Raw genomic sequence first — 20,578 nt, forward strand, 5'->3', positions numbered from 1 at the left:
CAGGGTGTGAAAGGTAATGGATAAGTTAAGCATAATAATGTAGTATGTTATATAGTTTATTATAGCTTATTGACTGGGAAAGAATTTGTGTTTATGCTTAGGTTAATTGAAAATTATTCTGAAAAAAGGTGGTATTTTATGAAAAATGTAAAAATCGCAGCTCCCTTATATATTTTGAGGGAGGAATGTGAAAAGGATCTTTTTTCCGTATTGGAAAAATTAAAAGAAATAGGCTTTGATGGGATTGAATTTTTGGGCTTTTTCGGAAAAACACCTGGCGATATCCATGATAATTTAGAACAGTTGAATCTAAAAGCCGTGGGCAATCATGTGGATTATTATGAATTTATAAAAGACATTAATACCACCATTAAAATTCATAAAGAAATCGGCTGCCAATTTATTACCGTTGGCGGTTTACCAAAAGAACAACTGGCAGACAGTACTTTAGTTTCAAAATATATTAAGGATACAAAAGAGATAGGAATGCTTTGCAGTGAGAATGGAATTACACTGCTATTTCATAATCATGACCGTGAATTATCCGGTAAAATAAATGATAAATATTATCTGGAAGAGATTTTGGATAGTATTCCCGAAGAGGTTCTTTCTTTTGAACCGGATTTAGGGTGGATTGCTATTGGTGGAGGCAGTCCTGAATATTTTCTTGATAAATATCAGAATCGTTGTCCGGTGATTCATTTAAAAGATTTTTATGCAAAAGATATACCAGGAATAGGTAATGTTTTTGAATTAAATAATCAGAAAGGGGACGCTTTGCACAGCCATTTTGAATTCAGACCGGTAGGTTACGGTGTTTTAAATATACCGTCACTGATGAACCGGATTAAAGCCTGCAACCCTTCCTGGCTTTTGGCGGATCACGACCTTGCTTATGATCGGGACAGCTATTTTGATTTAAAAATTAGTTTGGATTATATAAAGAATTTACTTTTGCTGCAAGATATATAGAAATCAAAAGAATGGAAGGTCTAAAATACTATGGTGGATAGAGCTTTTTATAAGAGGTTGTTTATCCTGGCAATTCCTATCGCTTTACAGAATATTGTAACGTATTCCGTAGGACTTACGGATAATGTAATGGTAGGTTCATTAGGGGAAGTAGCTATATCAGGGGTTTATCTTTGTAACCAGATACAGATTATATTACAGATGCTTGTTGCGGGAATCGGGGCAGCACTTATTGTGTTAGCGGCACAGTATTGGGGTAAGAATGATAAAGAAAGTACAAAAAATATTATGGGGATCGGTTTAAAGATTGCATCAGCCTGTGCGGTTATATTTTTTATACTGGTATTCTTTTTTACAGACCAATTCCTCAGTTTATTTTCAGATAACACGATGGTAGTAGCAGAAGCCGGCAAATATGCGAAAATTATCTGCTTTACATACCTGTTTTTCTGTATCAGTAATGTTTTAAACGCTACCTTAAGATGTATTGGTACAGTTAAAATCGGTTTGTATCTTTCCATCGTATCGTTCTTTTTGAATGTAACTCTTAATTGGGTATTTATTTTTGGAAATCTGGGCGCACCTGCACTTGGAATAAGAGGTGCTGCTATTGCCACCTTGATTTCCAGATTAGTAGAGTTCAGCTGTTATATTATTTATATGAGATTCATGGATAATAAATTGAAGATGTATTTTAAAGATGTTTTACATACTAATATGGAATTAGTAAAAGATTTTTTCCGTTACGGCTTACCTGTTATAATGGGTGATGTGTTATGGGGAATTAATTTAGCAGTTCAAGGAGCGATTGTCGGCAGGCTTGGAGCAGATTCCATAGCTGCCGTAAGTATAGCAAATATCGTTTTTTCCGTGGTCAGTGTCGGTGTCTATGGGATTGCCAGTGCTTCAGCCGTAATAATTGGAAATGCAGCTGGGGAAGGTGATTTACAGAAAATAAAAGCATATACAAAGAAACTCCAGGCTGTATTTCTGATAGGCGGTATATGCACCGGATTATTCTTATTTCTAATTAAAGATTATGTCTTGCTTTTATATAATGTATCGGAGGAGACTCTAAATATAGCAAAAGCACTCATGACTGTATTATCGGTAACGGTTATTGGAACGGCATATCAGATGTCTACGTTAACCGGTATCGTAAGAGCAGGAGGAGCAACCCATTTTGTATTAATCAATGATATTATTTTTGTATGGTTCATTGTAATACCTCTTTCTCTTATTATGGCTTTTGTAATAGGAGCACCTACCTGGGTAGTATTCTTATGCTTAAAATGTGACCAGATATTAAAATGCGCAGTTGCTGTAGTTAAAGTTAACCGTTTCGATTGGATTAAAAAGCTGACGAAAGAATTTGCATAAGCAGTAATAAACGAACCTGAGGAAATACTGCAATCTCCTCAGGTTCTTATCAAGCAATTTCCGATAAGTGACATCATGGGAACAGAACCCGTGTTCCTATAATCAGATGCACGGCGGAAAAAGCACCGCTTTCGGAAATAATATCTAAATTGATTAGTAAGGATAATTTCGTAAATTATATTTCTCAATTGGTTCCGGTCCCCGCATTACAGTTCTGACAATTTCAAGACCGCCTTTCTCATCTGCGCGTATACGCCAATCAACCATTAAAATCTTACCGTCTATAATTTCAATTCCGGTTATCCCTTTGGTATGGATACTGCAGCCGGTATTATAGTAGGGCAGTTCACCGTTTTTCGGAAATCTTGGCCTGTGGGTATGTCCGCAGATTAACATTCTTTTATGTTTCCGTATCCATTTCTTGTAAGTTCTTTCTATTTTATGTCTTTTATATAAATTTTTAGCAGGGCTGGCAGGGTTTTGAAAGCCCACAACATGGAGGTATCGCCAGAAATACCTTAACATAAACATGGAAATCGGCCAAAGCTGATCATTCATCAGATCGCCCTGATGCCCATGTACCACAAAAATTTCCTGCTTGGTTTTTTTATTTTTTAAGACCATCGCTTCATGGATAAGAATGTCCCTAAAAAGTTCCTGTTTGTTTTGATTATATTCATCATAATAATTAAAGTAATTATGTTTCACATAAGATTTATTTTTAAGGTAAATATTATGATTTCCATAAATGATACGCATCCGCTTATCGTCATAAAATTTTTTAAGTCCTAAAAATACATCACTGTGAGCTAAACGTATTACTTTAAAATCCGGATATTCCCACAGTTCATCCCCATCTCCGACTTCTACATAAGTATATTTATTGTTGTTATAATATTCCAGTGCTCTAAGAAAAACAATCTGATTTCTGGCAAACTCATCGGACATGCTGTCATCACCTCTATGGCAGTCACTGAAAAATATATATTTAGAATTTTCGTCAAAGTATTCTATTTTAGCTTTTTTAAAAGCACCTGTTAATCTTCGATCCGTAAACATATGATTCACCCCGTAAAAAATTAATTTTCTGTTTTATATAAAAAAAAACGGTTATTCCGGTAATTTACCCCATTTATATTATTTGCTAATAATAATATTATTATGTAACAGTGAAAAAGCGGAGATATAGGGCAACTGAATAATAAATCAATTGAATGTTGATAATTTGAGATATATTTGATACTCTAGAATAACAGTTTGTTCCTCAATATATCTCTAAACGGATTCAAAATTAATGACGCAACTATTTAAAATACAATAAAGGAGAGCAGTTTGAGAAAATTCAAAAAGTTTTATATAGAAATCACGAATGTATGTAATCTGGCCTGCAGTTTCTGCCCTGAGACGAAACGACAGGCCGGGTTTATGAATAAAGAGACATTTACTAATATATTAGATCAGATAAAACCATATACGGAATATCTTTATTTTCATGTGAAAGGGGAACCGCTTCTGCATCCGGAACTGGATTTGTTTTTAGATATTAGTTATGAAAAAGGGTTTAAAGTAAATATTACCACCAATGGTACACTTATTAACCAGGCAAAACACAAATTACTGTTAAAACCGGCCTTAAGGCAGATTAACTTTTCCCTGCACAGTTTTGATGGAAATACTATTAACGGTAAAGAAGTTTATATTAATAATATTCTTACCTTTATCAAGGAAATTCAAGAAAAGCAAAATATTATATTATCACTGAGGTTATGGAATTTAACAAAAGATAATGATATTAATATAAAAGAGAATAAAAATCGTATTATTTTAGAGATGATAGAAAAGGAATATAATTTATCTGAACCAATAAAGGATATGGTTACTGCAGTCAGAGGAATTAAACTTGCGGATAACATATATTTAAATCATGAACATGAATTTAGGTGGCCTGATTTAAAAGAGGCAGAAGATGACGGTATAGGCTTCTGTTACGGTTTAAGAAATCAGGCAGCGATACTGGTTGACGGAACGGTTGTACCATGCTGTCTTGATGGTGAGGGTATTATCAACCTTGGTAATATACATGACACGCATTTTTCTGAAATATTAAAGTTTCAAAGAGCAGAAGATATTTATAAGGGATTTTCTGAGCGGGTAGCGGTAGAAGAATTATGCAGAAAATGCGGATACCGAAAGAAATTTGGTGTAAATGTGGTTTAATTAGTTACAGCGAATTTGAATAATCCGAATCATAAAGATTATTTATTTTATAAAGGGCTGTTAAAAATTTGAGGAAATTTTAAAACAGCCTTTTATATTTCCGCGAAAGCAAAGTGAGAATTAGCAAGCTTGCTTGCAATAATTCGAACGCGCACGCGAACCGAAGAAACTCGCAAAGCGTGTTTCTTCCGGTTATATAAGGCAACCTTTTGCTTAAGAATTAAGCATCATTTCCTTCTTTGGGGGTATTGGGGAAAACTTTATTGGATACAAATTTATGGAAAAACCATTCACCTACGCCGATAATTAATGATGTGATAAATGCATCACCAAAGGATATCATATTGGTAGTCCATAAAAAGTTAAATAAATATATAACAACCAGTGCAAGAACAAAATCGGAAATGGTTGCTACAATGTTATTCGTAGCTGATAATATTAATAGATCTCCAATAATATAAGCTAAAATAGTAACTGCAGCAGAGATATATAATATATCCCCAAATGTTAAAGGTGTAAGAGTTCCCAGAACAATCCCGCATATGATTGTAATCATAACGAACTTTATTAACAACGCATAAATATGTTTCATCTTTTCATCTCCTTTGAAAATTTAAAATTAATTCTTCTATATTAGTGTTCCTAGTGGAGAGAAGTTTATGTATCCGGTTTTTAATTTAATAAAATGTAAAATAATTTATTTAATTAAAATCTATAATTAATATTAATATCCGTGCCAGATATACGGATAAATTACCAAAATATACTATGTGTGTAATCACCTAAATTCATTGACAGAGTTCTCCAAAGTTGTTAACATTATTGTATAATAGCGAAATATATTACCGGTGTATAAAATAGTTATTTATTTTTTTCCTGCTTTTTCAAATCTTAAATTAAAATAACAATAAGGATGGGCTCTGTATGATGAAAAAGATCTTAGAGGAAAAGCAAATATACATAGTAATATTAGTTATTATTTTCATTGCAACGAATTCTTATCATTCCAATGTTTTAGCTGCTAAAGCAGATAGAACGCCGCCTACTGTACCAACTAATTTAAGAGCCGTTACTATTTCTGATCTATCGGCTTCTTTAACATGGAATGCATCCTATGACAAAATCGGTGTAATAACTTATAACATTTATAAAAATAATGTACTTATCGGTAATACTTCTGCAACAACCTTTACTGCAAATGGTTTAACACCTTTGACAAGTTATCAATTTTCAGTGAAAGCCAAAGATACGGCAGGTAATCTTTCAAGTTCCAGTAATATTCTAACTATAAAGACCTTATCTGCAGCAACGACACCGACCCCCACCCCAACCTCAACTGCAACCCCGATACCAACGAATACTCCGACACCGACGATAACGCCGACCGTTTCCGTGTCCCCCTCTCCAACAGTCACACCCACCCCGACTATAACTGTTTCACCAACACCGACCCCCACTGTAACCTTGGCTCCAACGCCCACAGTGACCCCAACACCTGGAATACCGCAAAAGAGATTAGTAGGTTATTATGCAGCATGGGCAGCTTATTCCGGTTTTTATCCGGATATGGTGGATGGGAATAAACTGACTCACATCAATTATGCATTTGCCAATATCGGTAGTGATTTGAAGATAACTTTAGGATATCCGGATGTTGATTTAATTAATTTCAGTAAGTTAAATGAATTAAAGAAATCAAATCCCGCACTTAAAACAATTATCTCTGTTGGAGGCTGGTCTTGGTCAGGCAGATTCTCCGATGTTGCCCTGACGGATACGTCCAGAACCATATTTGCAGACAGCTGTGTGGATTTTATAACGAAATATGGCTTTGACGGAGTTGATATTGACTGGGAATACCCGGTGAGTGGAGGATTAGCCACCAACGTATGGCGTACCACGGATAAACAGAATTTTACCCTTTTAATGCAAAAGATTCGGGAAAAATTAGATGCAAGGGGAGTAGCAGATGGAAAGCATTATATTCTCACCTTTGCAGGGGCAGGCTCATATTCCTATATTAATAACACAGAATTAAATCTGCTAAAGCAATATGTGGATTATGGAAATATAATGACCTATGATATTCATGGTACCTGGGATACTTATACGGATTTTAATGCACCTTTATACTCTAATACGGATACTTCACTGCAATATAAATGGAGTGTGGACGAGAGTGTTAATTTATGGTTAAAGGCCGGTTTCCCTGCTGATAAGATAGTTATGGGCGTTCCCTTTTATGGTTATGTTTATAGTTTGGTTCCTAATCAAAATAACGGATTATATCAAACTTACGGCGGAAGTTCTTCCATCAGTTATGGAAATATTGCCGGTTCTTACTTAAATAACCCTGCTTATGTCCGGTATTTTCATACCCAATCCAAGGTACCCTGGTTATTTAACGGTTCGGTATTTATCAGCTATGAGGACGAACAATCTATTAGTTATAAAGCGCAGTATATTAAATCAAAAAGTTTAGGCGGAGCAATGGCCTGGGAGTTAAGTCAGGACCCAAACAGAATTTTATTGAATTCTTTATATAACGGATTACAGTAAGGAATTATAAGACCCAATAAGAAATAACGGAAAAAGCAGAAGAGAAACCTTTAATAAAATTTAATCGATTAAATTATGAAGTAAAAGCAGCATATTAGAGCCCGCCATGAAACCAATTAAAGTAAACGATGTTTTAAGGCCGGCTCTTAGTTAATGTATTTATAAAAATTACTCTATACCATAAAAGTTAAGGGATATTTACGGCAGTTTATTACCGGCTGCTCTGTAAATTTCATACCATTCCTGTCTTGTTAATTCCACATTGGAAGCTTTGCATATATCTTTCAGACGTGTTGCGTTGGTTGTTCCTACGATGGTTTGTATTTTAGCTGGATGCCTTAATATCCAAGCCACAGCGATAGCAGAATTAGTAACACCTTTTGCTTCTGCAATTTCATCTATTTTCTGATTTAATTCAGGGAATTTATCATTATTTAAAAATACGCCTTCAAAGAACCCATATTGGAATGGAGACCAGGCCTGAATCGTAATATTTTTTAAACGGCAGTAATCAAGTATGCTGCCGTCTCTTACGATGGAGCGGTCGATTTCCATATTTACATTAAGTCCGGCATCAATCATCCCTGTATTCGTAATACTTAGCTGTAATTGATTCGCTATGATTTTTTGATTTAAGTAACGGCTTAAAAGTTCAATCTGCATAGGATTTTGATTACTTACACCAAAATTACGAACTTTTCCGCTGCTGAGCAATCGGTCAAATGCTTCAGCAACTTCTTCCGGTTCTACTAAAGTATCCGGTCTATGAAGCAGCAGTACATCAATATAATCGGTATTCAAACGTTTTAAGCTGCCATCTACTGCCTCCAAAATATGTTCTTTCGAAAAGTCAAAGAAACCTGGCCTGATACCGCATTTTGTCTGTATTATTAACTTTTCGCGGTCAATTTTATTCATATTTACTGCTTTTGCAAATATTTCTTCCGATTTACCACCTGCATAGATATCGGCATGATCAAAAAAATTAATTCCCTCATCAAGTGCAGTTTGAATTAAATTAGCAGCTTCTTTTTCAGATAAATCAGCGATTCTCATACATCCCAAAGAAATTTCAGAAGCAAGAACAGCTCCGTTTGACATACTTATTGTTTTCATAATATACCTCTTTTCCTGGATTATAGTTTTATTACAAATATGTTTTTCATATTTTTTTATCCATAACCTGATTATATATCCTAGAGATAGCTCTAGGTCAAGGGTTTTCGTATTATATTTTTTATTTCGATAGGGATATTATATATTTTTAATTGAAGAAATATAAATTTTATTATTTCTAATATTCACTTTATGGAAATACAGCATATAATAGTAACAAATTTAAGATGTGGGGTATTCCTTGGTAAACATTATGTTTACAAATGAGGTAGTTTTCGAGCACCGGTTTTGGCTGCAGATTTTGGGAGATCATGCAAGGTTTATTTATTATTCTCTTGCTCCCAATGAAGTCGAAGCTATAAAAGAAGCAAAACAATTTATGGATAAATATGATGAATTACTGGATAAAGCAAGAGAGCAGCTTTCACAATCTGAACTGGATCAATTAAACCAAAAGGCCTATGAACTTACATACGAATTTCGCCAATTTAAATTAGAACTTATGGCGCTCACATTGACTGCAAAAATAAAAGTACATTTATCTACTTCCTTTTTTAATCATATGATTAATGAATTGGAGGAATATTTATTAGTGCTTATCGCAGCTTCGGAAGGAGAAAATCCAATCTTTCATCCAATCCATTACCATCTTAGATGGTTATCCGATGCAGTGGGGCATGCAGCCGGCGTAGCTGCAAATCTGGATGAAGTCGAAAAGGACATGATAGAAGAAAGTAAATGGTACGAGAAAGAATTTACCGATTTATTTATGAAATCAGTTCAGGTAGAAGGATATCTTCGTACCGGATTAGATAATTTTCCATCATTAGAACGATTAAATGAACAGGCAGTCAATATTATGGTACCCTTTAAGGAACTATTGGAAGATATTATGGTATTACGCTCAGACAGCCGGCTGTTAGGTACTTTAATGCCACTGATGGCTGACCATATGGCAAGAGAAGAATGCTATTATTTAATAAAATTATCTCAGACAGCAAAAACAGCTAAACCGGATTGTAATCCGGCTAAACCAAGGATGGAATAGTGAGGGAAATTACTATATTTTGATACCGTTGTAAGGCGTTCAATATGAACGCCTTTTTTAATGCCTCCGAACTAAAAATAAATTCCCTGCTTAGCTGATGGTCAGATTTCCCGAAAGTTAAGTGAGAATTAGCAAGCTTGCTTGCAATAATTCCAACGCCCGCGTGAACTTTAGAAACTTGTAAAGCGTATTTCTTTCGGTTTCTTTGTTGACAAGGGGATAGTTTTGATTTATAATGACTAAAAAGATATATATGGTCAAATAGTTTAAAAAAGGAGAAGGAACATGCCCAAAACTTATTCGGATAAAGAAAAAGAGTATATTAAGATACAATTAAAAAAAGCAGCTGTTGAGTGTATGACATTATATGGAGTAAAAAAAACAACAGTAGATGAACTGGTTAAGAAAGTGAATATTCCCAAAGGAACTTTTTATCTTTTTTATGATTCGAAAGAATTATTATTGTTTGATGCAATCAATGAACTGCATAATGAGCTGGAAAAACAGTTTTTACAGAACCTGAATTTATTATCCGATCAGATGGATGTTGATAAATTAACAGACCTTTTATGTGACATGATAAGGCAGGTGGATAATACTTATCTGTTAAAGATTTTGACAAGTGGAGATATGGAATTGATAATGAGAAAACTGCCGGATGAAGTAGTGGAAAAACATCTAACACAAGATGATTTTAATACGGAGAAGTTATTTTCTTTTATACCAAAAGCAAAAGATAAAAATGTTGAAGCTTTCAGCGGTGCTCTTAGAGGGGCTTTCCTTACCTTGCTGTATAAAAGGGAGATAGGCGAGGAAATCTTTGAGAAGTCATTAAAGCTTATGATACGAGGGATTATCTTGCAGTTAATGGAATAAGAAAGTTAGAACTTAAGGGAAGCAGCAACATAAAGGAGGAATTGTAATGATTCAAGTAAAGAATTTATACTTTAGTTATTCCGAACATCCATTTTTAGAAAATATAAACTTTGATGTAGCAAAAGGAGAAATATTTGGTTTCCTTGGGCCGTCCGGTGCCGGCAAAAGTACCTTACAAAAGATATTAACCGGATTGATTAAAAATTATAAAGGTTCAGCCATGGTAAACGGGATAGAAAGTAAAAATCATAATAATCAATTTTATGAAACTATTGGTGTTGATTTCGAATTCCCAAGTTTATATGAAAAATTGACAGCAAGGCAGAATCTAAGGTTTTTTGGCTCTTTATATTCAAAAGAATTAAAAAATACAGAGGAATTATTACAGATGGCAGGTTTGTTACAGGATGGTGATAAAAAAATCTCTGATTACTCAAAAGGTATGAAGTCACGTTTGAACTTTATAAAAGCGTTACTTCATAATCCGGATATCCTGTTTTTAGATGAGCCGACAAATGGCCTGGATCCATCCAACAGCCGTAATATGAAAAATATTATTTTAGAGGAAAAAAGAAGAGGTAAAACAATCATACTGACTACCCATAATATGGAAGATGCGGCTGAACTCTGTGACAGAGTAGCTTTTATAGCAGACGGTAAGGTGAAAGCCCTGGATACGCCTCATAATCTGATAATGAGAAAAGGAGCTTCAAAAATATGTTATACATATTTTGAAGAAAAAGAGAAAACAGGAGAGTGTTTCCTAAATGAGACATCAAAGGATAAGAGACTATATGAATTAATTCAGAATAATAAAATACTTTCCATACACAGCAGTGAACCTACTTTAAATGATATTTTTATAGAAGTGACGGGGAGAGGATTACTATGAGACTGAGAAATCTAATTTTGGGTGATATTCAATTTCAATATAAATATGGATTTTATTTTGTTTATATTATATTAACCATATTATATATTTGTTTACTCAATCTGATACCAGAAGAATGGAGCAGAAATACTGCCGGTATTATGATATTTTCCGATCCGGCAGCTATGGGTTTATTTTTCATGGGTGCAATCATTTTGCTGGAAAAGAGTCAAAGGGTGATTGAATCGGTTGCAGTTACTCCTGTTAAGGTATCTGAATATATCATATCAAAAGTTTTATCCATAGGGTTAATATCTACTGTGGTAGGTATAATAATAGCGGTTTCGGCAGGGAGTGATAATCTGTACACAGTTGTATTAGGAACATTTTTCGGATCTGTTTTATTTTCATTATTAGGATTGTTGGCTGCTTCAAAAATCTCAAGTCTTAACCAGTTTCTGCTTCTTACGGTACCCATTGAATTAGTGAGTTTCTTACCGGCAATTATATACTTAATGGGATATCAGAAATCTATCTTACTGTTACATCCGGGATGTATTATCATACGTTTCTTATTAGGAAATAACAGTTATTTATTACCATTGATCATTTTGTTATTTATCTGGATAGGAATATTGTATCTTATTACCTATTATTCCATAAAGAAAATGTTCACTGAGGTTGGGGGTGTAAAGTTATGATATTCTTTTCTAAAAGTAAGATATTACTATATTCTTTCAGACAGTTTTTATATCAGATATTAAAAGATGCCATGTTAGTAATGGCATTGGCAGCACCTTTTTTAATGGGAATTTTTATCCGGTATGGGATTCCTTTGGGAGAAAAATTATTAACCGCTAAGTTTCATCAAGAAGCGGTACTAGAACCATATTACCTTATCTTTGACTTGTTTTTAGCTGTGCTGATACCACTTATGTACTGCTTCATAGCAGCGATGGTTTTATTAGAAGAAATTGATGATAAGATATCAAACTATATGGCCGTAACCCCGCTTGGTAAAAATGGTTATTTAATATCACGCCTGGGGATACCGACTGCCATATCCTTGCTCGTAACAATAATCTGTATTCCTGTATTCTCATTGACCATGGGAGTAAGCGTTTTAATGATAGGAATATCTATTTTGTCATGCCTTTCCGGATTTATTGAATCTTTAATGGTGGTAAGCCTTTCTGCTAACAAAGTGGAAGGAATGGCTGTTGTCAAATTAACCGGTATCATAACCTTAGGTATTCCGGCTCCGTTTTTTATCACCGGTAAAATACAGTATATATTATCATTCCTTCCATCCTTTTGGATTGGTAAATATGCAGCCACCAGTAATTTTTTCTACTTTATGATTGGATTTGGTATATCAGCTGTCTGGATTATATTTTTATGGAAGAAGTTTGATAGAAAGCTTATATAATGAGGGTATAAGCCAAAGAATATAAAACCGGAAGAAACAGGCTTTGTGAGTTTCTCCCGGTATGTTTATTTAATCATTTGGTAACCGCAGTTTTTCTTATTGAATAAAATTCTTTTAACAAATTTATATATTCAGGTAATTTATTAATATCAGGCTCCGGGAATTCAAAAGTAATACCATTACATTTTTCGATATAATTATTGTCTATGGTATATGTTTTTCTGAATCTGCATATTCCTCCTTTATCATTATGACAATGATTACATTTACCATATTCCCCTGTAAAAACATCTTTAATAAACTTTTGTGAATTTTCAAGATAATCACGGTGATTGTCAAGTTTATTTAAGAAAAGACGAAGTATAATACTATTTTCCCTTATATATATCCGCGCAACAACTTTTTTACTTTTAACACCGGTTTTAGAATAAATAATCATATAGTTACCCCAACAATAACCACTGCCAATATTACCTCCAAAACCATAACCGAGTTTTGTAATCTCATCATTAAAAGCTATAATAAATGCCTTATTTTCGTCTGATATAAAGTTAAATCGCTCTTCCGTTAATATAGATTTCATTTCCTCACATCCCCCTTAGATTTAAGGTTTATACTTAGTATATTGATATTACGCAAAAACATTTGTTCTTATGTGTTATATATTACCTTTATGAGTAAGTATTCCATATATTAGAATCAGATATCTTTTAGCTTAATTGGAATAAACGTTTCCATTTGTGCCCAGCCTTGAGCTTTAATAATTTCAGCCGGAGTAATAATATGGCCCATGGCGTAATGGTTCCATCGAATATAATTATTCCTGCTTATAAACAAAGTATTTAAGTTCTTGTGGCAAAGATATAAGGTCCTCTTTAATATTTGTTGGATAGACTACAAGATTTCTCATATCAAATAAATTAATCCATGAAAATTCCAAATCAATTCTTTCATTGCCAAAGTCATCATATGCTGAGAAAGAACCTTCTAATGGTATTTGTTTTTCATCACATAATGAAATTTCATAATAAAAGCTTATTTGCTGACAAGGTCTGTTTCCCCATGGCCAGAAGCTTTCACCTACCATTACTAACCTTTCAATTTTTATATCTGCATTCATTTCTTCTTTAAATTCACGAATTAGCGTTTCAGAAGATAATTCACCGAAAGCAACATGTCCACCAGGTATTGAATAACCATTATCATTTTTCGGTTTCTGTAGTAATATCTTGCCGTTTCTTTTTAGAATACCTGCTACACGGTATGAAAATATAAAATTCTCTGTTTTAAATAATATATCCTGGCTCATTTTATTACCTCCAATAAACAATATCGCTCTTTATGTATAATTTGTCCGAGAAAAAATATAAAACCTCTCTTTTTAACAATACGGATTAAGTTTAAGGAGAAGCTTATTCATCCTGTGCCATCGTCAAGTTAGAGAGTGACATAGACGAATATTGTTCTACAATATGTCCGGCGTTTTCTTCAATAGTAACAGTTCCATCCATATACAAGACAGGACAAGGTAGTGTCGACGCCCATTGTTCATGTACTCTCCGACATGGGGAGCCATCTGTGTCATAACGGCGAACACCGTCTAGAAAGTTCTTATGGGTTTCGAACATGTCACCGCCCGGGAGCATCCGCTCACCAAAACGAGCAAGTTCTCGTGCTTTAACACGTTCTACCCGCGTCTTAACAGGTGCGGATACTAACACAGCTAAGTCAAATAATGGCACGAAAGGCGCATTATAACTATCCATGGAACCGGACATGACGAAGTGTGAGAACTTGGATATATCGTCCAGTAATAGTTTAATCCGTTCCTCGCGTGGCCGCGTGACCGTGAAAGGAATCGGAGTATCCCATCGCCATAAATAGTCATCCAGATCAAAATGTTGAAAACCGAGTTGCTTGGCAACTTTCCTGCCGAGTGAAGTTGTCCCGGATCCGGGTGAACCGAATATTATAATTCCTCTTGACATTTGAACACCATCCTTTTTAGGTTAACCGGTCTATTTCTTCTCTTAATTTTACTACCATTTCTTTTAATTCTTCCGTATCAGGACGATAGGAATCTTTAAATAATTCCTCGTCAGGTAGTCTCCAAATAGGAGCGTTTGCGGGTTCGTCGCCGTGTACTCTTGGTATTAAATGCCAATGAACATGGCTGTCAAGATTTCCTAACATAGCGTGGTTCATCTTATCCGCTTTAAATGCATAAAATACTGCTTCAGCTACTATACTCATCTCTTCTAAATGTTTTAGCCTAAATTCATAAGGCATATTATGAAGCTCCGTAACGTGTTTTTTACATAAAAAACAGGTATAACCTTTATACCTCTGATGGTCTCCTAGAACTACATAACCAGTATTTAGTTCTGCTACAAAATATGGATTTGTACCATTTTTTATCATTTCAATTCTTTCACAGATAAAACAGCTCATATCCACCTTTCCTTTCAACTTTATAAGAAGATAGGTAATTGCGAAACCATATAGTTTTCCGAATTTCCTATGCAATTGATGTGAATTTCATAGCTTCAGTTGCCTTATGGGTAAGATTCGGATCTGAAATTGTCTCAATTGTTTGGGATATAGAATCAATAATTGTATTTCACAATTACCTATTAAACTATAAAATGATATAAAACAAAGTAATTATAAGAAATTGTAATACATTTTTTACCAATCATCAATACTAATTTTAAACTTACTAATTATTAGTTTAATACATAAAAAAACTACCAAGATTGCTGGTATTTTAGTTTCATAGCAGTTTAAAGCTTATCGTCTGTTTTTTATCCTGTCATACAAAAAGGAAATAGAAATCGCAAGTATAATTGCTCCAATCATGGTTTCCGTCATTACCAGCCCCCGGACTAAGGAGGAATTGGGCAGAATATCTCCATAACCTAAAGTTGTAATGGTTACCGCACTAAAATATAAAAAATCAATTAGGGGATATTTAAATTTGCTTTGGGTTTCATAATTATAGATAATATCAACCGCACTGTCCAAATAATTAATGGAGTTGGAAATGAATAGTTTTCCATAGTCCAGGGTGGCAAATTTATTGTTATTTCCGGTAAAAGTCCAATGCTCATTGGTTAAATCTAATTCGTTTTCATTGATCCAGATAAAAAAACCATGCTGCTTTTTAACTAACATGGAATAAACCTGCGGAAGATAAACCAATTCCTTGGAAGAAATAATGTCAAAAGTATCAGTAGGTATATTATAGATGCTGAACATGATTTTAACGTATTTTGTTTTATCCATTACAACCTGATTCCTTGCAAGAATTTCAGCACTGCAGAAATTAAAACCCTCGGATTTCCATTTGGCTATATAATAATTAGCCCAGGTTACTCCAATCGGTTTTATACCGGCAGAAGACAGATTAAAGGTGATAAGCGGGCTGTCATTTTTTGTTAATTTCGTCAGAATAAAATTCTTATCATAATTAAGAAATAAATCTTTTGTTATGTTTTGATTTATATTAATATTCAGTTCTTTTTGAAATTCTATATTTTTGGTTTGTAAGAGGATATCCTCCTGAAATACAAAAGATTGTCCGTTGGAATAATTAGCAATATAACAATAGAGATAACCAAATAAAAACCAGGTTATGGCATATGTAAGGATGCAGATAATTCCGCCATGATGTTTGAGTGATCCGGATAAAGTTTTCATACGGCTCCTGGGTATTTTATCATTTTGGATATGAAAAAGATACCAAATAAGATACCAAATAAGATAAGATTTATTTATATATACGGTGTGAACCAAAATTATATTAATCTTTTAAAAAGGTATGATGAGATTATTTTATTTTCAAGAAAGCTTGAAATAAAAATTTTTAAATTAATTTTCTGTGATAATACAGAATATTTCGTGTATGAGTATATAACATCTTGCAGTAAACAAAAGGAGGATAATATAAGATGCAAAATGCTATAAAGAAAAGTGAAGAACTGTATCAATATAAAAATAAAATATCAAACCACAGAATCTTATATGTAGTTTTCGGAATAATTATAATGCTTTGTTTAGGTACTGTCTATTCATGGAGTATTTTTAGACCTACGATTGAGAATGTTTTTCATATTGGATCTACCCGGAGCGGATTACCATATATGTTTTCCCTGCTTTTTTATGCTTTATTTATGTGTTTTACGGGAAAGTACATAGAAAAATTCAAACCAGGTACTATTATAATATTCGGTGGCCTATTGGTAGCCGCAGGGTGGATACTTGCCGGTTCTGCCGGAAATATTTATTGGTTAACCTTATTTTACGGTGTAATGATAGGTTCGGGGGTTGGTATTGCTTATGGCGTTCCTATGAATGTAGCAGCAAAATGGTTTCCGGAGAAAAAAGGGCTTATGATTGGTATGGTTTTAATCGGATTTGGGGGGTCACCTTTATTCACAGCGCCGTTTGCAAAGTTCTTAATGGACATTTACGGAGTAATGAGAACTTTTCAGATATTGGGTGTTATTTTTGGAATCTGTATAACCATACTTGCTTTGTTTATAAAATATCCGTCTGAGGAAATTATAGTAAACATATCCGGACAGGAAATCGCTAATCAGACAGATACTAAGGCAATGATTAAATCTACTAATTTTAAAAAGTTATATCTAACTTTTATTATAGGAACCATGATTGGTCTGATGATTGTCGGAATGACCGGAAATGTGGGAATTGAGCTAATAAGGATTTCTCCTGTTAAAGCGGCATCTTTCACTTCTCTGTTTGCAATTTTTAACGGAATCGGCAGGCCGGCTTTTGGTTGGTTTGCAGATCGGATATCTCATAAAAAAGCAATGTTAGTATCCTATTTTTTAATCCTGGTGGCAGCAATCCTTATGCTATTGGCAGGCAGCGGAGACAGTATCATTTATATAATAGCTTTCAGTTTGTTTTGGCTAAATCTTGGCGGCTGGTTAGCCATTGCTCCCGCAACTACCATGTCTTTATTCGGTGAAAGAAATTACAGCAGGAATTATGGAATTGTTTTTACCGCATATGGAATTGGAGCAATAGCAGGTGTTGCTACATCAGGATTATTAAAAGACTTCTTTCAAAGCTATCATGAAATTTTTTATCTTATTATTTTATTATGTATCATAGGTATAATGGCAGCAAGAAAAATCGATTGAGATAGAATAATCTGACAAGTTGGGCTTTTAACAGGAGAATGAGGAAGAACTTCCTATTCCATAAAAATAACTTTGTACGGCTTTATATAGCGGTACAAAGTTTCTTTTTTTAAACAACATTTATAAAGTTAATTAACACGAAGCCGAATTTCCCAAATAGATGAGGGTATCCAGGAATTAGGACGGACGATTCACAGCTTTTTAATTTGCTGTCGTATCCTGAAATGATTTCCAGAAGTTTCCGTCATAATCTATAAAATCTTTCAGCTGTTCAAAAGATATTTTAAATTCCGGAAATCCGGCAGCATACGGTGCAATTTCATATGGATAAAAGTAAATGACGAGGGAATCTTTTGTTAATCTATAATATTGATTTTCCGAAATTCCTTTGAAACTATCCGGAAATATAAAGGAATTCTCCGATTTGCTTTGTTCCTCGATCATAGTAGTAATAATTTCATTCATTTTCTTTACGTAATCGGTGTTCTTTTTAAACAAATCACTTAAATCATAAAATTCACCTGTTATTATATCAATAAAATAATAATCGCTGCTTGGCATACCGTGGGCAGCACCAAAGGGATAATCATAGCCGGTTTTATTTATAATCAGTAAATCGTTCATTAATTCTGCTTTAAATATATCCGCTACTGAAGTTGCGTCTTCTTCTTTACTGTTTGCCCTGGGTTCGGTAAAAAGTTTATATAATCTGCCATTCACGGAAGCCTGAACCGTATCATCCTTTAATCCTTCAATATAAGGATAATAAACATATACATATTTATCCGGTTTGAACTTCAATTCCTTTACGGTAATTTCCGGAGAAAGAGTCTGTGTCCGGTCATTCTGCCAGATAACGGTTCCGTCTTTTTTCATATAGATAAGGTCATCATCGATTTCCGCCTTAATAATATCTCCGGATAAAGTGAGAGTTCCTCTGCCTTCCGCTTTTGGAAGAGTGGTAACCTCTTTGCCGTTTTTATCTACAAAATAAGTATATTGACTATTTGTTGCAGATGCATACCCATTATGAAATTCACTTAAATCATATAAGATATAATCGGTTATCTGTTTTCCGGTTTTGTCAAAAATTGCTGCAGGTTCTGTTGCTAATGTTTCATAAGATTCCAGGGATGGATCTTTTATGGCAAATAAATCATTACCCAAATATTTGATCTCGTTATAAATTGGTTTAAATATTTCTTCACCTTTATAGGTCACTACACCGACTTTGCCGTCCTTACCACCGGAATAAATGATATAACCGTTTTTAAAATCAACAACAGAATTATATTTTGTATCTAACTGATAAGTTTCCAATATATTTCCGCTTTTATTTATAAGGGCGTATTTACCTATATCGGTTTCAACAAGTGCCGTATTGTCTTTTCTAAAATCATCAGCCTGCATATAGTTTGGATCAATAATTACATTTCCGTTCGTATCGATATAACCCTCTTTAAAAGTGTCCCCTGACAATTTTGAAAAAACTGCGGCACCATTGCTGTAAGGCTTTATTAAATAATCACTTTCATATATTATACTGCCGCTTTTGTCAATTACTTTATAGTCCTCGGATGCAGTGATCACTGCATATCCATCTTTAAAATCAGTGACATAAGAGTAACCCGGCCGGATAATAAATGTCCCGTTTTCATCAATAAAACCGTATTGTTTTTCTCCATTTACATACTCATATGCGGGATAAAGGTTTGTTGAACTGGAAGGAACCGGAACATCTTCAGTTTCCTGTGTTTCTATAGTCATTTCTTGTGGTGCTTCTGTTACTACTTCTGCGGATTTAATATTTTTATTTATAGAATTGGCCGGTGTATTTTGTTTGGAACAACCTTCTGATACTGCCAATACTGTTAACAGAGTAAGGGTTGCCTGAATAAATCTTTTATGTTTCATGGGTAATCCTCCTAGATGATACGTTTACATTAAACTTACCGGAAGCTGCTTTATCTTCCGATAAAGGTGCTGCTTATGCAACCTACATATGCATTATCCATTATAACATATAGATTTTCTCATAGGAGTTTATTAACTAAATTTAAGGAAATCGTATTATTTATGTAACTATTTAGGCAACCTGGTAAGAAAGCACTACAATTTTGTTAAAGATTCGTTGGGAGTACAGCCAAAACATTTCTGAAAAGCACGGTAAAAGGTACGGGTACTGTCAAATCCGGAAGCCAGTGCAATATCGGTAATGGTAGTATTTTTCTCGCGAAGTAACTCTAAGGCGTGGCGGCATCTTAAGCCGTTGATGTATTCCACTAATTTGCAGTCAAAAAATTCATTGAAAATATGAGAAAAACGGCTTCGGCTATAACCAAAATGCTCTGATATTTCTTCTAATTTCAATGGTTTTAAGTAGTTATCCTGCAGATAGATTAAAATTTCCTGGGCCAGGGAGATCATTTTCGTATCTGTTATATCAACAAGCCCAACATGATTGATTAAAAGCCCTAAAAACACATAAATATAACCCTTCAGTATGTTTTCCAAAGCGGAATGTATGATGTTTTTTGGTATATTACATAATGAATCCAGACAATGTTTTAATTCTTCTTCAAAAGGCGGCTTTTCAACCAACAGGGAAGCAAACGTTTTTTTAGAAAACGTTGATTTATAGGAAGGAATGGAATCCAGCGGTATAATGCATATGTAAGCACTAGAAAAGATGTCGGTTGCATAACTATGAATATAATAGCTTGGTATAATTAAAAAGTTACTTTGCCTTACCAGATAAACCTGACCGTTCAGTGTGACTTTTAATTCCCCTGCGGTTACGTAAATGATTTCAATACTGCTATGGAAATGGGGCCAGTAATGATTATTGTCCACACTCCAGCATGCGATCTGGTTGAAATTGTCCCGGATATATTCATAAGAAAAATTATTTTTCATAAGTCCTCCAATTTGCAGCATTT

At 34.1% G+C, this 20,578-nt stretch carries 20 protein-coding genes; 10 read left to right on the forward strand and 10 right to left on the reverse strand.

The annotated features are described in order from the left end of the window. Positions 1–138 precede the first annotated feature (138 nt). Both Ana3638_RS13540 and Ana3638_RS13545 read left to right on the forward strand, forming a co-directional pair. Positions 139–972: a sugar phosphate isomerase/epimerase family protein gene (locus Ana3638_RS13540; protein ID WP_161838496.1), complete on the forward strand. Its 834-nt coding sequence runs from the start codon at positions 139–141 to the stop codon at positions 970–972. A gap of 30 nt (positions 973–1,002) precedes the next feature. Then, positions 1,003–2,352, forward strand: coding sequence for an MATE family efflux transporter (locus tag Ana3638_RS13545; protein WP_161838497.1), 1,350 nt, complete (start codon positions 1,003–1,005; stop codon positions 2,350–2,352). A gap of 153 nt (positions 2,353–2,505) precedes the next feature. On the opposite strand, the gene Ana3638_RS13550 is transcribed toward Ana3638_RS13545, so the two are convergent. Then, on the reverse strand, positions 2,506–3,411 hold the full coding sequence (locus Ana3638_RS13550; RefSeq protein ID WP_161838498.1) for a metallophosphoesterase: 906 nt from the start codon (positions 3,409–3,411) through the stop codon (positions 2,506–2,508). Positions 3,412–3,684: 273 nt separating this feature from the next. Here Ana3638_RS13550 and Ana3638_RS13555 point away from each other — a divergent pair, with 273 nt between their 5' ends. After that, the gene (locus Ana3638_RS13555; RefSeq protein ID WP_161838499.1) at positions 3,685–4,569 is read left to right on the forward strand and encodes a radical SAM/SPASM domain-containing protein; all 885 of its coding nucleotides are present in this window, start codon (positions 3,685–3,687) and stop codon (positions 4,567–4,569) included. Positions 4,570–4,789: 220 nt separating this feature from the next. Here Ana3638_RS13555 and Ana3638_RS13560 read toward each other — a convergent pair whose 3' ends face one another. Further along, positions 4,790–5,161 (reverse strand): DUF2512 family protein, encoded by a 372-nt coding sequence (locus Ana3638_RS13560; protein WP_161838500.1) that lies wholly within the window; start codon positions 5,159–5,161, stop codon positions 4,790–4,792. A gap of 332 nt (positions 5,162–5,493) precedes the next feature. Here Ana3638_RS13560 and Ana3638_RS13565 point away from each other — a divergent pair, with 332 nt between their 5' ends. Beyond that, positions 5,494–7,128, forward strand: coding sequence for a glycoside hydrolase family 18 protein (locus tag Ana3638_RS13565; protein WP_161838501.1), 1,635 nt, complete (start codon positions 5,494–5,496; stop codon positions 7,126–7,128). A 198-nt stretch (positions 7,129–7,326) separates the two neighbouring features. Here the strand turns inward: Ana3638_RS13565 and Ana3638_RS13570 are convergent, their stop codons facing one another. Next, complete coding sequence (locus Ana3638_RS13570) at positions 7,327–8,244, reverse strand: aldo/keto reductase (protein ID WP_161838502.1); 918 nt, start codon at positions 8,242–8,244, stop codon at positions 7,327–7,329. A 241-nt stretch (positions 8,245–8,485) separates the two neighbouring features. On the opposite strand from Ana3638_RS13570, the gene Ana3638_RS13575 reads away from it, so the two are divergent. The 5 genes from Ana3638_RS13575 to Ana3638_RS13595 all read left to right on the forward strand — a co-directional run bounded on the left by Ana3638_RS13575 (position 8,486) and on the right by Ana3638_RS13595 (position 12,468). After that, complete coding sequence (locus Ana3638_RS13575; RefSeq protein ID WP_202621496.1) at positions 8,486–9,292, forward strand: DUF2935 domain-containing protein; 807 nt, start codon at positions 8,486–8,488, stop codon at positions 9,290–9,292. A gap of 285 nt (positions 9,293–9,577) precedes the next feature. Further along, positions 9,578–10,168, forward strand: a complete 591-nt coding sequence (locus tag Ana3638_RS13580) for a TetR/AcrR family transcriptional regulator (RefSeq protein WP_161838503.1) — start codon at positions 9,578–9,580, stop codon at positions 10,166–10,168. A gap of 46 nt (positions 10,169–10,214) precedes the next feature. After that, entirely contained in the window at positions 10,215–11,060 is an 846-nt protein-coding gene (locus tag Ana3638_RS13585) for an ABC transporter ATP-binding protein (RefSeq protein WP_161838504.1), read from the forward strand. Further along, positions 11,057–11,740 carry a fluoroquinolone export ABC transporter permease subunit gene (locus tag Ana3638_RS13590; RefSeq protein WP_161838505.1) on the forward strand — a complete coding sequence of 228 codons (684 nt, stop codon included), beginning with the start codon at positions 11,057–11,059 and terminating at the stop codon, positions 11,738–11,740. The genes Ana3638_RS13585 and Ana3638_RS13590 overlap by 4 nt, the downstream gene beginning before the upstream one ends. Continuing rightward, positions 11,737–12,468, forward strand: a complete 732-nt coding sequence (locus tag Ana3638_RS13595; protein WP_161838506.1) for an ABC transporter permease — start codon at positions 11,737–11,739, stop codon at positions 12,466–12,468. Before Ana3638_RS13590 ends, Ana3638_RS13595 begins: the two co-directional genes overlap by 4 nt. Before the next feature lie 73 nt (positions 12,469–12,541). On the opposite strand, the gene Ana3638_RS13600 is transcribed toward Ana3638_RS13595, so the two are convergent. From Ana3638_RS13600 to Ana3638_RS13620, 5 genes are all read right to left on the reverse strand, one after another. Beyond that, complete coding sequence (locus tag Ana3638_RS13600) at positions 12,542–13,051, reverse strand: hypothetical protein (RefSeq protein WP_161838507.1); 510 nt, start codon at positions 13,049–13,051, stop codon at positions 12,542–12,544. A 234-nt stretch (positions 13,052–13,285) separates the two neighbouring features. After that, positions 13,286–13,777, reverse strand: coding sequence for an NUDIX hydrolase (locus Ana3638_RS13605; RefSeq protein WP_161838508.1), 492 nt, complete (start codon positions 13,775–13,777; stop codon positions 13,286–13,288). A gap of 103 nt (positions 13,778–13,880) precedes the next feature. Then, on the reverse strand, positions 13,881–14,456 hold the full coding sequence (locus Ana3638_RS13610; RefSeq protein ID WP_161838509.1) for a P-loop NTPase family protein: 576 nt from the start codon (positions 14,454–14,456) through the stop codon (positions 13,881–13,883). Positions 14,457–14,472: 16 nt separating this feature from the next. Continuing rightward, complete coding sequence (locus Ana3638_RS13615; protein ID WP_161838510.1) at positions 14,473–14,919, reverse strand: HIT family protein; 447 nt, start codon at positions 14,917–14,919, stop codon at positions 14,473–14,475. Positions 14,920–15,258: 339 nt separating this feature from the next. After that, positions 15,259–16,167 (reverse strand): potassium channel family protein, encoded by a 909-nt coding sequence (locus tag Ana3638_RS13620; RefSeq protein WP_161838511.1) that lies wholly within the window; start codon positions 16,165–16,167, stop codon positions 15,259–15,261. A 251-nt stretch (positions 16,168–16,418) separates the two neighbouring features. Here Ana3638_RS13620 and Ana3638_RS13625 point away from each other — a divergent pair, with 251 nt between their 5' ends. Further along, positions 16,419–17,639: an OFA family MFS transporter gene (locus Ana3638_RS13625; protein WP_161838512.1), complete on the forward strand. Its 1,221-nt coding sequence runs from the start codon at positions 16,419–16,421 to the stop codon at positions 17,637–17,639. Positions 17,640–17,840: 201 nt separating this feature from the next. Here the strand turns inward: Ana3638_RS13625 and Ana3638_RS13630 are convergent, their stop codons facing one another. Beyond that, on the reverse strand, positions 17,841–19,553 hold the full coding sequence (locus Ana3638_RS13630) for a WG repeat-containing protein (protein ID WP_161838513.1): 1,713 nt from the start codon (positions 19,551–19,553) through the stop codon (positions 17,841–17,843). 195 nt (positions 19,554–19,748) lie between these two features. Continuing rightward, positions 19,749–20,555 carry an AraC family transcriptional regulator gene (locus Ana3638_RS13635; protein WP_161838514.1) on the reverse strand — a complete coding sequence of 269 codons (807 nt, stop codon included), beginning with the start codon at positions 20,553–20,555 and terminating at the stop codon, positions 19,749–19,751. Positions 20,556–20,578 lie beyond the last annotated feature (23 nt).

It is taken from the genome of Anaerocolumna sedimenticola (assembly GCF_009931695.1).
Taxonomy (GTDB): Bacteria; Bacillota; Clostridia; order Lachnospirales; family Lachnospiraceae; genus Anaerocolumna; species Anaerocolumna sedimenticola.

Bases quoted from the DNA above. Each gene is read 5' to 3' on its own strand.
- Ana3638_RS13540 (WP_161838496.1), top strand. From the start codon at position 139: ATGAAAAATGTAAAAATCGCAGCTCCCTTATATATTTTGAGGGAGGAA.
- Ana3638_RS13545 (WP_161838497.1), top strand. From the start codon at position 1,003: ATGGTGGATAGAGCTTTTTATAAGAGGTTGTTTATCCTGGCAATTCCT.
- Ana3638_RS13550 (WP_161838498.1), bottom strand. From the start codon at position 3,411: ATGTTTACGGATCGAAGATTAACAGGTGCTTTTAAAAAAGCTAAAATA.
- Ana3638_RS13560 (WP_161838500.1), bottom strand. From the start codon at position 5,161: ATGAAACATATTTATGCGTTGTTAATAAAGTTCGTTATGATTACAATC.
- Ana3638_RS13565 (WP_161838501.1), top strand. From the start codon at position 5,494: ATGATGAAAAAGATCTTAGAGGAAAAGCAAATATACATAGTAATATTA.
- Ana3638_RS13570 (WP_161838502.1), bottom strand. From the start codon at position 8,244: ATGAAAACAATAAGTATGTCAAACGGAGCTGTTCTTGCTTCTGAAATT.
- Ana3638_RS13580 (WP_161838503.1), top strand. From the start codon at position 9,578: ATGCCCAAAACTTATTCGGATAAAGAAAAAGAGTATATTAAGATACAA.
- Ana3638_RS13585 (WP_161838504.1), top strand. From the start codon at position 10,215: ATGATTCAAGTAAAGAATTTATACTTTAGTTATTCCGAACATCCATTT.
- Ana3638_RS13590 (WP_161838505.1), top strand. From the start codon at position 11,057: ATGAGACTGAGAAATCTAATTTTGGGTGATATTCAATTTCAATATAAA.
- Ana3638_RS13595 (WP_161838506.1), top strand. From the start codon at position 11,737: ATGATATTCTTTTCTAAAAGTAAGATATTACTATATTCTTTCAGACAG.
- Ana3638_RS13600 (WP_161838507.1), bottom strand. From the start codon at position 13,051: ATGAAATCTATATTAACGGAAGAGCGATTTAACTTTATATCAGACGAA.
- Ana3638_RS13605 (WP_161838508.1), bottom strand. From the start codon at position 13,777: ATGAGCCAGGATATATTATTTAAAACAGAGAATTTTATATTTTCATAC.
- Ana3638_RS13610 (WP_161838509.1), bottom strand. From the start codon at position 14,456: ATGTCAAGAGGAATTATAATATTCGGTTCACCCGGATCCGGGACAACT.
- Ana3638_RS13615 (WP_161838510.1), bottom strand. From the start codon at position 14,919: ATGAGCTGTTTTATCTGTGAAAGAATTGAAATGATAAAAAATGGTACA.
- Ana3638_RS13620 (WP_161838511.1), bottom strand. From the start codon at position 16,167: ATGAAAACTTTATCCGGATCACTCAAACATCATGGCGGAATTATCTGC.
- Ana3638_RS13625 (WP_161838512.1), top strand. From the start codon at position 16,419: ATGCAAAATGCTATAAAGAAAAGTGAAGAACTGTATCAATATAAAAAT.
- Ana3638_RS13630 (WP_161838513.1), bottom strand. From the start codon at position 19,553: ATGAAACATAAAAGATTTATTCAGGCAACCCTTACTCTGTTAACAGTA.
- Ana3638_RS13635 (WP_161838514.1), bottom strand. From the start codon at position 20,555: ATGAAAAATAATTTTTCTTATGAATATATCCGGGACAATTTCAACCAG.